Annotated in this window: 14 protein-coding genes and 2 pseudogenes; 10 read left to right on the top strand and 6 right to left on the bottom strand. The window is 61.0% G+C overall.

From position 1 onward, the window contains the following. Positions 1–245: 245 nt before the first annotated feature. From AF337_RS18460 to AF337_RS18450, 3 genes are all read right to left on the bottom strand, one after another. On the bottom strand, positions 246–1,520 hold the full coding sequence (locus AF337_RS18460) for an O-antigen ligase family protein (protein ID WP_049733209.1): 1,275 nt from the start codon (positions 1,518–1,520) through the stop codon (positions 246–248). Positions 1,521–1,870: 350 nt separating this feature from the next. Next, a complete protein-coding gene (locus tag AF337_RS18455; protein ID WP_049733208.1) occupies positions 1,871–2,122 on the bottom strand; it encodes a hypothetical protein in 252 nt (83 codons plus the stop codon). Between the two features lie 37 nt (positions 2,123–2,159). Further along, a complete protein-coding gene (locus AF337_RS18450) occupies positions 2,160–2,561 on the bottom strand; it encodes a DUF2934 domain-containing protein (protein WP_049733207.1) in 402 nt (133 codons plus the stop codon). Between the two features lie 156 nt (positions 2,562–2,717). On the opposite strand from AF337_RS18450, the gene AF337_RS18445 reads away from it, so the two are divergent. Next, positions 2,718–3,437, top strand: coding sequence for a GntR family transcriptional regulator (locus AF337_RS18445; protein WP_049733206.1), 720 nt, complete (start codon positions 2,718–2,720; stop codon positions 3,435–3,437). A 39-nt stretch (positions 3,438–3,476) separates the two neighbouring features. Then, entirely contained in the window at positions 3,477–4,664 is a 1,188-nt protein-coding gene (uxuA, locus tag AF337_RS18440) for a mannonate dehydratase (RefSeq protein ID WP_049733205.1), read from the top strand. Between the two features lie 69 nt (positions 4,665–4,733). Here uxuA and AF337_RS18435 read toward each other — a convergent pair whose 3' ends face one another. Continuing rightward, positions 4,734–5,381: a TetR/AcrR family transcriptional regulator gene (locus AF337_RS18435; protein ID WP_049733204.1), complete on the bottom strand. Its 648-nt coding sequence runs from the start codon at positions 5,379–5,381 to the stop codon at positions 4,734–4,736. 135 nt (positions 5,382–5,516) lie between these two features. On the opposite strand from AF337_RS18435, the gene AF337_RS18430 reads away from it, so the two are divergent. Both AF337_RS18430 and AF337_RS18425 read left to right on the top strand, forming a co-directional pair. Next, a complete protein-coding gene (locus tag AF337_RS18430; RefSeq protein WP_049733203.1) occupies positions 5,517–6,698 on the top strand; it encodes an HlyD family secretion protein in 1,182 nt (393 codons plus the stop codon). A gap of 24 nt (positions 6,699–6,722) precedes the next feature. Continuing rightward, the gene (locus tag AF337_RS18425) at positions 6,723–8,306 is read left to right on the top strand and encodes a DHA2 family efflux MFS transporter permease subunit (RefSeq protein ID WP_049733202.1); all 1,584 of its coding nucleotides are present in this window, start codon (positions 6,723–6,725) and stop codon (positions 8,304–8,306) included. Between the two features lie 60 nt (positions 8,307–8,366). On the opposite strand, the gene AF337_RS18420 is transcribed toward AF337_RS18425, so the two are convergent. Together AF337_RS18420 and AF337_RS18415 are read right to left on the bottom strand one after the other, a co-directional pair. Beyond that, on the bottom strand, positions 8,367–9,236 hold the full coding sequence (locus AF337_RS18420) for an aldose 1-epimerase family protein (protein ID WP_049733201.1): 870 nt from the start codon (positions 9,234–9,236) through the stop codon (positions 8,367–8,369). Between the two features lie 99 nt (positions 9,237–9,335). Next, on the bottom strand, positions 9,336–9,665 hold the full coding sequence (locus AF337_RS18415; protein WP_049733200.1) for a DUF6665 family protein: 330 nt from the start codon (positions 9,663–9,665) through the stop codon (positions 9,336–9,338). A gap of 199 nt (positions 9,666–9,864) precedes the next feature. Between AF337_RS18415 and AF337_RS18410 the strand changes: the two genes are divergently transcribed. The 6 genes and pseudogenes from AF337_RS18410 to AF337_RS45510 form a co-directional block, all read left to right on the top strand. Beyond that, positions 9,865–11,487 (top strand): ABC-F family ATP-binding cassette domain-containing protein, encoded by a 1,623-nt coding sequence (locus tag AF337_RS18410; RefSeq protein ID WP_049733199.1) that lies wholly within the window; start codon positions 9,865–9,867, stop codon positions 11,485–11,487. A gap of 75 nt (positions 11,488–11,562) precedes the next feature. Then, positions 11,563–11,706: pseudogene (locus AF337_RS18405) on the top strand (VOC family protein); the annotation flags it as partial. A gap of 69 nt (positions 11,707–11,775) precedes the next feature. After that, positions 11,776–12,366 (top strand): hypothetical protein, encoded by a 591-nt coding sequence (locus tag AF337_RS18400; RefSeq protein ID WP_049733210.1) that lies wholly within the window; start codon positions 11,776–11,778, stop codon positions 12,364–12,366. Positions 12,367–12,467: 101 nt separating this feature from the next. Beyond that, positions 12,468–12,632: a DUF1328 domain-containing protein gene (locus tag AF337_RS40620; RefSeq protein ID WP_003571841.1), complete on the top strand. Its 165-nt coding sequence runs from the start codon at positions 12,468–12,470 to the stop codon at positions 12,630–12,632. Between the two features lie 414 nt (positions 12,633–13,046). Then, positions 13,047–13,568 (top strand): DUF992 domain-containing protein, encoded by a 522-nt coding sequence (locus tag AF337_RS18395; RefSeq protein ID WP_049733198.1) that lies wholly within the window; start codon positions 13,047–13,049, stop codon positions 13,566–13,568. Between the two features lie 94 nt (positions 13,569–13,662). After that, positions 13,663–13,835 (top strand): annotated as a pseudogene (locus tag AF337_RS45510) (GNAT family N-acetyltransferase); the annotation flags it as partial.

Below are 13,835 nucleotides of genomic sequence, written 5' to 3'. Positions count from 1 at the left end.
GGCCGGAGCTTTTGAAAAAGCTCAACGCGCTCAATGCGGCATTGGATCGCAACGATATGATCGCTGCCCGTGCAACATTGGCTGAGCTTGTTTCCGGCTATTCTTCGACAGGTGAGGTTTCGGATCTGGCTTTCACCGGCGCCGAAACCAATACCGCCGCCTGAGCAATCACAGACGTTAAAGCGCGTTGTGTTTTATGCGTGCCGTTTATCCCGGAACCGCCGCACACTTCCGGGCGACATGCATCAGTTTCGAACGACGGGCGCAAAGCCTGTGCTACCGCGATCCACGCAAATAAGAGCGACGAGATAGGCGAAGATCGGATCCAGGGCCTTCTGATTGAACATGATGCCGAAGCTGCCCGTTATGACATAGCTGCTGACGAGCAGCAGAGCGAGCGCGATGGCCAGATCCCGGCCCGGCCCGGCTTCCTTTCTCCAGGCGCCGATCACGGGCGTCGCGAGCATCAGCGAAAGCGCTGCAATGCCGAAAATGCCGGCGTCGATCCCCGCAGTCAGAAAGCCGTTGTGAACATGCGAATAGGTCAGCTGCGGCCTTAGGCTGTCGGGCAGCTCCGCCAACACCGAAGCCATCCGGTTTTGCGGGCCATAACCCGTCAATGGGTCCTTGCTGATCGCCGATACTGCGCCTTTGTAAAGGGCGAACCGTGCACTGAGCGACGTCACCTCGCCGTCGCTGCGTTCGAGCGATGCCATATTTTCCTGCAGCGCCTCGATACGATGGAGGATTTGGCCACTGCCCAAAGCGATAAGTCCCGCAAACAGCAAAGAGCCGGTGATGGCGAGGCTGCGCAAACTCAGATGGAAACTGTGTTTGCGGAAATACCAGAGAAGAATGACGATATGAACGGGAATGACAAGCCAGGCCGAGCGCGTTCCCGAAAGCAGGACGCAGCCTAGACCGGCGGCATATCCCAGTATGGCAATTCGTTGCTCGACACTCTTGGGCGATTGGACGTTGAGGAGCGCAATGCCGCCGAAAAGGACGCCGATGACGCCCAGCAGGGCAGCATTCGATGTCCCGGCCTCTGCCCTGTCCATGAGGAACATGATCTGCAGCAGACTGAAAACAAAGGTGACGATCATGCCGAGACCTGCGCCAAGGATGAACAGCGGCACGAGGCGGCCATCGGGAGACCGGCGCATTCGCGGCAATAACAGCCAGACCGAAAAGAAAGGCAGCAGCCGGAATATCCAGTCCAGTTCTTCGGAGTAGGGCGGATTGACGAAGATGCTCGCGATCATCACCAGCGGGTAGATCGACATGCCAATGGCGACCAGCCGGTCGGATTTCGACAGGTTCAAGGTCAGGCTGCCTGTCGCCAGACAATAGAGGCCCCACACCATCGATGCGAGAAGGATAAACAAGTTAAAGTTCGGCGAAAGTCCGGGAAGGATTGCAAAGAAAAAGACCGCAATGCGGTTGTTCCGATCACGTGTGCTTCCGGCCCCATTTTCTGGATAGAGCACTGCTATCTTCAGTTGTTTGAGGTATTTCACTTGCCGATCCTGACCATGCTGATGCCGTTTCGCTAAGGATCGTGATCACGCCTGTCAAGCGGGGGATTGCGTGCAATCTATGGCTTTAAGCCTCGTGGTATTCCAGCAACAGGATCTGTGGACGGAGGTGGTTTCATGAAATGTGGGAATCCGACATGAGGCCAGCTTCAGCAGTAAACACGTCTGAGGTGCAGCTTTGGTCGTCACATGTTTTTCATAGGATAAGATCGTTGAGCGCGACGTCACGTTCGGGGAGTGCGGGGCAGGCTGCGAAGCATTGACGGAGATGATGCGATAGGTCGCATGGAGACCACCGCTTATATGACTTCGCCGTTGGTAACGTGTCACCGCTAGCGCCAATATCGGCGTGTCATGTTTTCGGTCGACGATCGACCGAGGAGATAGCCGAGTCCGAATGCCAGAATGCCGGTGCCAAGCAATAATGCGCTTGCGGTATGCGGGTGATCCCTGACGCCGGAAGCGACCGCGTAGGCCTCGCGCTTCACCCCATCTGCGGCCAACTTGGCGGCTTTGGTCAATCCTTCCGGCTGCTCGGCGGGTGTTCCAGTGAATCCGGCGTTCAAGTTTTGTTTGTCGGCCATGTCGAGACCTTTCCTGAAATTAGCTCGAGGCGGAAGTTCAGCTCTGCTCGCGCGTGCCGGGGGAGGCTTCGCGTTGATCGGCATCTTCGAGATCCGTTTTGACGAGGAACGCATCGGTATGTTCGCGCGAGGCCTCTCGTAGGGCCGCGAGATTTAGAGGATTGCCGGTGTCGCCCGGTGCATCGAGTTCATGCACGGCCAAGGTCCAGTGATGCCGATGCTGACCTTCCGGCCTGCCTTCCTTCTCCCAGAGGCAATATGCCCTTTTGCGAATTTCCTCCTCGCGGTTGGCTGCCAGCGACCCGCCGCTCTGTCTGTCGGTTTCGTTTGCGGCTTGCCGAGCTCTCTTCTGTCGGCGCGCATCCGCAGCGGATGGAAATTCCGGCCGGGCACCGTCTGCCTTCGTTTCGCTTGTCTTGCGTCGTGCTGGATTTTTCATGCGCGTCTCCTTGGAGATTCCAACCAACTCGGCCGATCTAAGTTCCAAACAAAGGTTCATGACGCGATGCATGCCGTCACCTCGGCGACACGTGTTGGCAAGGCGAGATAACTGGTATACTAGTATGCCAAACTGTCGCACCCTCCTGGTATCGTTATGCCGCAGGCATCAGAAACCGAAGTTTTGGTCGTATCATCGCAAGCAATCGGCGGCAGGCTGCGTCGGGTTACCACGGCCGGCGCCATTTATGAGCGCCTGCATGCCAATATCGTCTCGCTACGGATGCCGCCTGGCATGGCGCTGCAGGAAAAACGCATCGCCGACGATTTCGGCGTCAGCCGCACGCCGGTGCGTGAGGCGCTGCTCAGGCTTTCCGAAGGCGGGCTGGTCGACATTTACCCGCAGTCGGGCACCGTCGTGTCGCGCGTGCCGGTTTCTGCGATTCCCGAGGCGGTCGTCGTGCGCAAGGCGCTCGAAGGCACGACCGTCGAGGCTGCTGCGCTGCTCGCCACCGCTGCCGACATCGCGCGTCTCGATGCCATCATCGCCCGGCAGCGGTCGCATGCCGCAACAGGCAATGCCTCGAGCTTCCATGAAGAAGACGAGAGTTTTCACGAGGCGATCGCACAAATATCAGGTTATCCCGGAATCTGGGTGATCCTGAAGACGGTCAAGGTGCAGATCGACCGGGCGCGGCGGCTGACGCTGCCGGTGCTCGGGCGAATGGACAATGTGGTGCACGAACATATGATCATTCGCGATGCGCTCGCCGCCCATGACGCGACGGCTGCACGTGATGCGATGATCCATCATCTGAGCGCCGTCATTCCCGATGTCGACGAGCTGCGCTCGCGTTATCCCGATTATTTCTGCTGACGGCGGGCATGAAACGAAAAAGCAAGGAAAGGAAGAAGAATGCGGCAAGGTTGGAGATGGTTCGGACCGGAAGCACCGGTGACGCTGGATGATGTCCGCCAGACGGGCGCGACCAATATCGTCTCGTCGCTGCACCAGGTGCCGATCGGCAGGGCCTGGACGGAAAGGGAAGTGCGCGAGCGCCAGTCGCTGATCGAGACCACGCCTGGCGATCGTTCGCCGCTCGTCTGGTCGGTGGTCGAGAGCATCCCGATCCCCGACGCGGTCAAGCGCAAGGGCGGGGAGGCGAGGGCCGAAATCGAGGCGTGGATCGCCAGCCTCGAAGCGGTCGCCGCCTGCGGCATTCCAATCGTCTGCTACAATTTCATGCCGGTCGTCGACTGGACCCGCACCGAGCTCGATTTCGTCACGCCGACGGGCGCCACCGCCATGCGCTTCGATCACGAACGTTTCGCAGCCTTCGACCTCTTCATTCTCGAACGGCCGGATGCGGGCCGGCACTATTCCGCCGAGGACCGCGAACGGGCGCGTGTCGTCTTCGAGGCGATGTCGGAGGAGGAGATTGCCGAGATCACCCGTATCATCACCTCGGCTTTACCAGGTTCGACCACCGAGCCTCTGACCATTCCGGCCTTCCGGGAAAAGCTGGTCGCCTATAGCGGTATCGACGCCGACAGGCTGCGCCGCCATCTGATCGAATTCCTGGAGGCGGTGACGCCGGCTGCCGAAGCGCGCGGCGTCAAGCTGACGCTGCATCCCGATGATCCGCCGCGTTCGCTGTTCGGCCTTCCCCGCATCGCCTCGACGGGCGATGATTATGCCGCTCTCTTCGATGCGGTGCCGTCGCCGGCCAACGGCATGTGTTACTGCACCGGCAGCCTCGGCGTGCGCGCCGAAAACGACCTGCCGGCGATCGCCCGGCGTTTCGCGTCGCGCATCCACTTTGCCCATCTGCGTGCCACGACGCGCGAAGGCGACGGCCGGACCTTCCATGAAAGCGCCCATCTGGAAGGCGACGTCGACATGGTTGCGGTGCTCAGGGAACTGGTTGCGGAAGATCAGCGCCGCAGCGCGCAAGACACGATCGTCTTTCGCTCGGACCATGGTCACCGCATGCTCGACGATCTCGACAAGATCGTCACCCCCGGTTACCCGGCCATCGGCCGCATGCGCGGACTTGCCGAACTGCGCGGCATCCTGCATGCGCTGGGCGCGGCGCCGAACTGAGGCATTCGGCGGCGTGCGTTGCTGCGACGTTCAGCAGAAATCATCGCGCTCTGAAGCTTGAGCAACGCTTCAGAGCGCGCAACCCTTCAAAAAAAGATCGGCGCACATTTTCGCCCTGACAGCGATCTCCTCGATCTGAGGCGGCTGTTGCTGGCGCAGCATTGAGGCGCGCTGCGGCTCCATGATCATCATGCCGCGCAGCATGCCGCAGGCGGCGTGCGGATCGTCAAGCGCAACCAGTCCCCGATCGATCTGCTTGCGCAACCAGTCCTCCATCACCGTATTGGTTCTGACGATGGCTTTCTCATAGAAACTATTGGCGATCTCGGGAAAGCGGTCGGACTCGCTGATGACGAGCCGGGTGACGGTGATCGTATCCAGCGAGAGCGTCAGCATGCCATAGGCCATCAGCATGCGTTCAAGTCCCTGTCTGAGATCGGCCACGGCGAGGGTGCCCGGGTCAAGCGCCATGAGAAAGCGACCCGTGCGCTCCGTGACCATCTCGGAAAAGAGGTCTGCCTTCGTTGGAAACAGGCGGTAGAGCGTCTTGGTCGAAACCCCCGCCTCTTGTGCGATCGCAGCGATGCTTGCAGCCGCATAGCCGCTCTCGTGGAACTGTCTGTTGGCCGCCTCGATGATGACGCTTCTCGTGTCGTCGTCGCAACGCACTTGCGGTCGGCCTCGCGGCCTCTTCTCGATTTCGTGATTTTGGACCATCATAATTTTCCAAATTCTCGTTGACATCCGTTTTCTAATACATATTTTGGAAAATATCAAGTTTCCAAAAGCGTATTCCACCTGAATTCGAAGGCCGCGGCCGGTAGCGACAGCGACCACTCTAAGGAGAGAGACATGTCCATCACGCTGCAGGCCCTTAATAACAACGCACCTGTGCCGCAGACCACTGCGGAAGCCGCACCCGCAGCCCTTGATGCCGGCAATTCGCCGCGCATCGTCGAGCCTGCCGTCGTTTCGGAGCCTCCCGTTCGCAAACGCGGCGGGCGCGGGCTGCTGCTCGGCGCAACGGCACTGGTGCTGATCGCCGCCGCCGGCTATTACGGCCACAACTACTGGACTGTCGGCCGTTTCGAAGTCTCGACCGACGACGCCTATGTGAAGGCTGACAATACGACTGTCGCTCCGAAAGTGTCCGGCTATATCGCCGAAGTGCTGGTCAGCGATAACCAGTTGGTCAAGGCCGGCCAGCCGCTTGCCCGCGTTGACGATCGCGACTTCCGCGCAGCGCTCGACCAGGCCAAGGCCGATGTCGCTGCGGCTGCGGCGGTGCTCGATGCCAAGCGGGCGTCGCTCGATATTCAGCACTCGACGATTGCCGCCGCCCGCGCCACGGTCGAGGTCGACAAGGCCAATGAGACCTTTGCCGAACAAAACAACAAGCGCTATGCCAATCTCGCGACCAACGGTTATGCTCCGGTTCAGACGGCACAGCAGGCGGCGTCTGCCATCGCTGCAGCCCAGGCAACCATCGTTCGCGACAACGCCGCTCTCGATGCCGCCGTCAAGCAGGTCGATCTCCTGAATGCCGAGCTCGCCCAGGCGAGGGCGACGCTTGCCCGTGACCAGGCCGTCCAGCATCAGGCTGAGTTGAACCTCTCCTATGCAACCATTGCCGCACCTGTCGACGGCACCGTCGGCAACCGCACGCTGCGTGTCGGCCAGTATGTCCAGGCCGGCACCCAGCTGATGTCGGTCGTGCCGACGAGCGAGGTCTATGTGATTGCCAATTATAAGGAGACGCAGCTCACCGATGTTCGGGCTGGCCAGCCGGTCAATATCGAGGTCGATACCTTCCCGGGCCGCATCTATCACGGCCATGTCGACAGTCTTGCTCCGGCAAGCGGCCAGGAATTTGCCCTGCTGCCTCCTGACAATGCGACGGGAAATTTCACCAAGGTCGTTCAGCGCATCCCCGTCAAGATCGTGCTTGATGGCAAAGCCGCCGATGGCGACCTGCGTCCCGGCATGTCGGTTCAACCGAGCATCGACACCATGGCCGATGCCGACCGCAAATAGGTGCCGGGATCAGGAGATCGTGTCATGTCCACCATCGCAGCAACAGCCGTCGCCACATCGCAGCCCCGCGCCAGCACCAGAGAATGGATCGCCGTTCTCGCCGGCATGATCGGCGCCTTCATGGCGATCCTCAATATCCAGATCACCAACGCCTCTCTCCTCGATATCGAGGGCGGCATCGGAACGGGCGTCGACAACGGTGCCTGGATCTCGACCTCCTACCTGATCGGCGAAATCGTCGTCATTCCGCTGACGGCCTATTTCAGCAGCGTGTTTTCGTTCCGCCGCTATATCCTCGTCAACTCGATCCTGTTTCCACTGTTTTCGATCGCCTGCGCCTTCGCCCATGATCTCGGCACGATGATCGTGCTGCGCGGCCTGCAGGGTTTTGCCGGCGGCGTGCTGATCCCGATGGCCTTCACCATGGTGCTGACCAAGCTGCCGAAACCACAGCAGCCGCTCGGCCTTGCGATCTTCGCGCTCTCCGTCACCTTCGCACCGGCAATCGGCCCGACCATCGGCGGTTACCTCACCGAAAACTATGGCTGGCAGACCATCTTCTTCATCAATGCCATCCCGAGCGCCGTCATGGCCGTAGCGCTGGCCATAACGCTCGACAAGCAGCCGATGCAGCTCCGCCTGTTAAGGGAAGGTGACTGGGCGGGTATTTTCACCATGGCGATCGGTCTCTCGGCGCTGCAGACGGTTCTCGAAGAAGGCAACAAGGAGGACTGGTTTTCCTCGCCCTTCATCGTCAAGCTCAGCATCCTCGCCTTCGTCTTTCTTGCCGCCTTCATCTGGATCGAGCTCACCGTGAAGAAGCCGCTGGTCAAGCTCAGCCTGCTGACGCAGCGAAATTTCGGCATCGGCGTTGCCGTCAACGTGCTGGTTGGCGTCGCCCTCTTCGGCACCGTCTATATCCTGCCGCAATATCTCGGCCAGGTTCAGCGCTACAATGCCGAGCAGATCGGCATGGTGCTGGCCTGGACCGGTCTGCCGCAGCTGCTGCTGATCCCGCTCGTTCCGATGATGATGAAGCGCTTCGACGCGCGTTACATTGGCTTCCTCGGCATCTCGATCTTCGCGATTAGCTGCTTCATGAATGTTACGCTTTCGGCCGATACCGCGGGCGACCAGTTCTGGATCCCGAACATCGTCCGCGCCATCGGCCAGGCACTGGTGCTGACGCCGATCACCGCCATTACCACCGCCGGCATCGCAGCCACGGACGCGGCGGCCGCGTCGGGCCTGACCAACATGCTGCGCAATCTCGGCGGCGCCGTCGGCACGGCAACGCTCGGCACGGTGTTGACCAAACGCGAGCAGTTCCACTCCAATATCATCGGCCAGTCGGTCACGCTCTCACGTGATGAAGTCCGCGACCGGCTGGCGCAAACGACCGGCTATTTCATGCAGCACGGCATTTCCGACCCCGCTCTCGCCGGGCAGAAGGCCGTTGTCGCTCTCGCTCAGATCGTCAGGCGCCAGGCCCTGATCCTGGGCTTTGCCGATACCTTCGCCGTCATCGGCGTGGTTCTTGCCATTGCTGCCGTCGCCCTGCTGCTTACCCAAAAGCCGCGGGCCGGCGGTGGTGCCGGCGCGCACTGACAACGGCACCGCGACAGCTGCAAAAGCCTCCCTCGTGCGCCCTGTCGGGCGCGCGGCCTTCTATTGTAAAATCTCGACGGTAAAGGCGAAGCGAGCGACCGCACCCGGTGCCAGGGTAGTCGTGGAGGGCCGCTTCGAAAGTTCGCTCGAACGTCCAGCCTCCGCGGCCGTTCCATGCCAGGGTTCGATGCAGAGGAAGGGGGCGCCCGGTTTGGTCCACAGGGCAAGATTGGGCAGATTTTCGAACCGGAACTGCATGGTCGGCCCGCCTTCTGTGCCATACGTTAAGCCTTCGCCTGCCCCTTGCGGAAAGATCATCGCATCCTCATCGAACATTGCGTGATCGAGCACCAGCCGGCCGGCCTCGAATGGCGAGGGCAGCGGCGCAGGATTGATGATGCCACCCTGCAGCCGCACGAGCGGCGGCTCGCCCTTATTGTCGAGCGTAACGACATGGTCGTGCCCGGCGGCACCCGGCAGCGGCCAGGCAAAGGCCGAATGGAATCCGAGCCCGAACGGCATCGCCCGCTGATCGCGGTTGGTGACTTCTGCCGTCACCGTCAGCGCGCGGCCCTCGATCGCATGGGTCACCGCCAGCTGAAAATCGAATGGGTAGACCGCCCGGGTGGCCGGCGAGGCGACCAGTTCGTATCGGCACATCGTCGCGGTGGATGCCGCAAGCGCGAATTCGCTGCGGCGGGCAAAACCATGCTGAGCCATCGGATAGATCGTGCCGTCGATTGCTATCTTGTCGTCCGGCGCCTTGCCGACGATCGGAAACAGGATCGGCGACCGTCCGGTCCAGAAGGCTGCGTCACCCGTCCACAGCCATGAGCGCCCGTCGCTGGTGGCGAGAGCCTGCATCTCGGCACCCAGAGACGAGACGTCGACGGTGAGATGCTGGTTTCCAATCCGGGTTGAGCTTGGCATCACAATTCCCTTTCGCCTGGTTCTGCACCAAGCCATATCTTTCTGCGCCGTTGATTTCCACTCAATAGGGAAGGGAGCGGCCTCCGCCGTCGCTACGCGTTATTTCCGCACCACGCCCAATCTCGCGATCACTTCATTCGGGATGCCGTAGCGCTGAATGGCGTCGCGGTTGTTTCTGAGCCCGCAGATCTCACGCTGAATGAAGAAGGCCCAGACGGCGTCGGAGGCTGCATTGAGAAGTGTCTCGCGTTCCTCGGCACTCTGGCGGTCGGCGGTCCAACCCTTCAGCGCGGCAAGTGCTGTCTCCACCTTCAGCCCGTGACGCCCGAGCGCATCGGCGCGTTCCGACATCAGCTCGTATTCGAGGACGTGGAAGCCGTTTGCATTCTGCTGCGATTGTATGAAGGATTGCGGCGGACGGACGCTCATTGGCACAGCTTCTCCTCGGGCGAGCCACGATACTATCCAATCCGGCTCCGAATTAAAGCAGCGAGCGTGATGTCGTGCGAAATCCGCTTACGGGTTTCTGGATCCTCAGGAGATCGAGAGGGTTTGAGACAGGCCTATCCTGTCATTTCCATGCGTGGCATAAGGGCGCCAAAATCGTTTCCCGGGTCCCGCGCACATCATGATTCGTATCGAGAATATCAGCAAACAACTCAGCCACCGGATTCTCTTCATCGAGGCGTCTGCAGCGCTCAACAGAGGCGAGAAGATCGGTCTCGTCGGCCCGAACGGTGCCGGCAAGACGACGATCTTCCGGATGATCAACGGTGAGGAGCAGCCCGACGAAGGGCAGGTCTCCTGTGAGAAGGGCGTCACCATCGGCTACTTCAACCAGGACGTCGGCGAGATGGCGGGCCATAGTGCCGTCGCCGAGGTAATGAACGGCGCCGGCCCGGTCAGCGTCGTTGCCGGGCAGTTGCGCGAACTCGAGGCGGCCATGGCCGATCCCGACCAGGCCGACGATATGGACAAGATTATCGAGCGTTATGGCGAGGTGCAGGCGCGCTACGAAGAGCTGGACGGTTATGCGCTCGAAGGACGCGCCCGCGAAGTGCTCGCCGGCCTGAGCTTCAGCCAGGAGATGATGGACGGCGATGTCGGCGCGCTGTCGGGCGGCTGGAAGATGCGCGTGGCGCTCGCCCGCATCCTGCTCATGCGTCCCGATGTCATGCTGCTCGACGAGCCGAGCAACCATCTGGATCTCGAAAGCCTGATCTGGCTGGAGGAATTCCTGAAAGGCTACGAAGGCGCGCTGCTGATGACCTCGCACGACCGCGAGTTCATGAACCGGATCATCACCAAGATCATCGAGATCGACGGCGGCACATTGACGACCTATTCGGGCGACTACGAATTCTACGAGCAGCAGCGGGCGCAAAACGAAAAGCAGCAACAGGCCCAGTTCGAACGCCAGCAGGCAATGCTCGCCAAGGAAATCAAGTTCATCGAGCGGTTCAAGGCGCGCGCCTCGCACGCCTCGCAGGTGCAGAGCCGCGTCAAGAAGTTGGAGAAGATCGACCGGGTGGAGCCGCCCAAGCGCCGTCAATCGGTTTCCTTCGAATTCCAGCCGGCGCCGCGATCCGGCGAGGATGTGGTCAGCCTCAAGAACGTGCACAAGAAATACGGCAGCCGCAGCATCTATGAAGGGCTGGATTTCATGGTGCGGCGCCGGGAACGCTGGTGCATCATGGGCATCAACGGCGCCGGCAAGTCGACACTGCTGAAGCTGGTGACGGGTACCGCCGAGCCTGATGAAGGCAGCGTCGCTCTCGGCGCTAGCGTCAAGATGGGTTATTTCGCCCAGCACGCGATGGATATTCTCGACGGCGAGCACACCGTCTTCCAAGCGCTGGAAGACCGGTTTCCGCAAGCAGGGCAGGGGCCTTTGCGGGCGCTTGCCGGATGTTTCGGCTTTTCCGGCGACGATGTCGAGAAGCGGTGCCGCGTGCTCTCCGGTGGCGAGAAGGCGCGGCTGGTCATGGCGATCATGCTGTTCGACCCGCCGAACCTGCTGGTGCTCGACGAGCCGACGAACCATCTCGACCTCGACACCAAGGAGATGCTGATCAAGGCGCTCTCGCAATATGAGGGCACCATGCTGTTCGTCTCGCACGACCGGCATTTCCTCGCGGCGCTCTCGAACCGGGTGCTGGAGCTGACACCTGAGGGCATCCATCAATATGGCGGCGGCTACACGGAATATGTGGCGCGCACCGGCCACGAGGCGCCGGGTCTCAGGAGCTGACGATTATTTTGTGCGGCATGTCGAAACCGGCGGCGTCGAAGCGACCAGCAAAGAGCCGGCCATCGATAGCGGTCGGATGCCGATGCGGTCTGCGCGGAACTGCGCAGGCTTGGCGTGATGCTGCTCAATGGTCCGATCGATCGTCCATGGGGGCGCCGCACGGCGGCCTTTGCGGATCCGTCCGGCCATGTCTGGGAGGTCGCGCAGGAACTGCGCTAAACGTCACATCGAAGGCCTTGGCAGGCCGCCTCCTGCACGCAAAGGGCGGATTTGGCGGCTGTTGCCACGATGATGACCAAATTCCGTGGTGTTCGGAGCCCTCTTCATGCAATCGGGGACGGGCGCAACGGCATGGACTGGATCAATCGCTATATCGATCAGCCGCTGCTGCACGGCGCGGCGGGCTTGCTGCGGAGCTGGCATCTTCGCACGCGGCAACCGCCGGAGCTGCTGGAGCCGACATGGAATCTCGTCGTGCTCTCCTTTCTCCTGATCGCCAGCGGGCAGGTCCTGGCCGGCAAACCTTTCGCGCTCGCTGTTGCCGCGCTGATCATGCTGGCGCTGCCGTCCGCGCGAAAACTGCTTTCGGCGGTCAACGCGCGGGGAGGCGGCTACGGCGCCCGGGAATACAAGTCGCTGAGAGCGCGCGCCATCGCCAAACGCGAGGCGGAGTGGTCGGTGCGGATCATCGTCCTGTTTTCCTCCGCCTGCCTTCCCTTCATCGCCCGCATCGACGATCCGGCGGGAGCCTGCTTCATGCTGGGGGCAAGCATCTGGTTCGTCCTGACCGGGCCGCTCAAGGCCTATCTCGATGCCGCCGAACCTCCCGAGCCGAATGAAGGCGACCGGATGGTGAGCGGCGCCTTCCATTTCGGCTGAACAGGGCCGATGCGACGCCGTATCCGCCGGCCGTGAGAGGGACAGGGAACCAAATGGGGGCGGCCTCCGTTATGTGAGCAGCAACGTAAAAGGAGATTGCGATGCTTTATTACGCTCTGGTGTTTCTCGTTGTGGCCTTGATAGCCGGCGTCCTCGGATTTGGCGGTATAGCAGGAGCTTCAGCTTCCATTGCCCAGGTTCTGTTCTTTATTTTCCTGGTGCTGTTCGTCGTATCGCTTGTCATGCGCTTTATGCGCAGAGTATAGCGCGAATGGAACAAGTATAAAAACCCGGCGAACACATCGCCGGGTTTTTTGTTGCGATGTTTGACGTCTCCACCACGCATGGTTTCCGTTCCGGTTGCGTTCAGCTGTCGCGATCTTCGCATGACCCGCTGCACGAATGCCGTCCCCGGAGAGGTGATGGCAATCGGATCGTGCCTTTCCGGCAACCATTCCTGACAACATCATGAAATAACCGGATGACGCGAAATAGTGCCTTCGAAATGTCCCATTGGGGGCTGAACCGTAAACCTGTTTGTCGCCTGCGCCTCCCATGCGCTCTGACATGCAATGCGAAAAGGGTGGGGTCGGGATTGCGGTTCCGTCCGTTATCTGTTGCCGAATCTGGTGGCGAGTAGCCGGGTTATGCTCCCGTCACGATTTGAGAAGGAGAGACTTATGAAGAAAATTCTTGCGACGGCGTTTGCCGCGGTATCATTGACGTTGGTCGGCGCTGGGGTAGTCAATGCCGCCGACCCGGTCACCAGGACATATGAAGAGCCGGACCTGCGCAATGGCGTCAAGATCGGTTACCTCACCTGCGATATCGGCGGCGGTACGGGTTATGTGCTCGGTTCCTCCAAGGAGGCCGATTGCATCTTCCAGTCAACCGTCGGCAATGAGCTTTCGGATCGTTATACCGGCGAGGTAAGAAAACTCGGCATCGACCTTGGCTTCACCACGCGCAGCCGCCTGATCTGGGCCGTGTTCGCGCCGACGGCCGGTTATCACCGCGGATCGCTCGCCGGCCTCTATGTCGGCGCCACCGCCGAGGCGACGCTCGGCGCCGGTGTCGGCGCCAATCTCCTGGTTGGCGGCACCTCGGGCTCGATCCATCTACAGACGGTCAGCCTGACCGGCCAGCTTGGCCTCAACGTTGCGGCCGGCAGTGCCTCGATGACGCTGACGGCCGACAATTGATATGCCTTTGGCGCCCCCCGCGACGCGGCAGGGGCGCCACCCCATCCAAAGGGCGTTTCACACGCCGCAACATGCCCCGGCCGGTCACGAAATGATGGATGTTCGAATGGCAACGCCCGGCGAGGATGATATCCTAGTGGGGCACTGTCTGCAGATCTGGGACAGCTACGGCACGCCACCGGACCATTACAGGCCCGATGCGGCGGCGCGGATCTTGTCTTTCATCAAAACCGGCCGCGAGGAGCGGCGTCTGACGTCGTTCCTTGC

It is taken from the genome of Rhizobium ecuadorense (assembly GCF_001187535.1).
Lineage (GTDB): Bacteria > Pseudomonadota > Alphaproteobacteria > Rhizobiales > Rhizobiaceae > Rhizobium > Rhizobium ecuadorense.
This window is presented reverse-complemented; position numbering and strand designations above follow the sequence as displayed.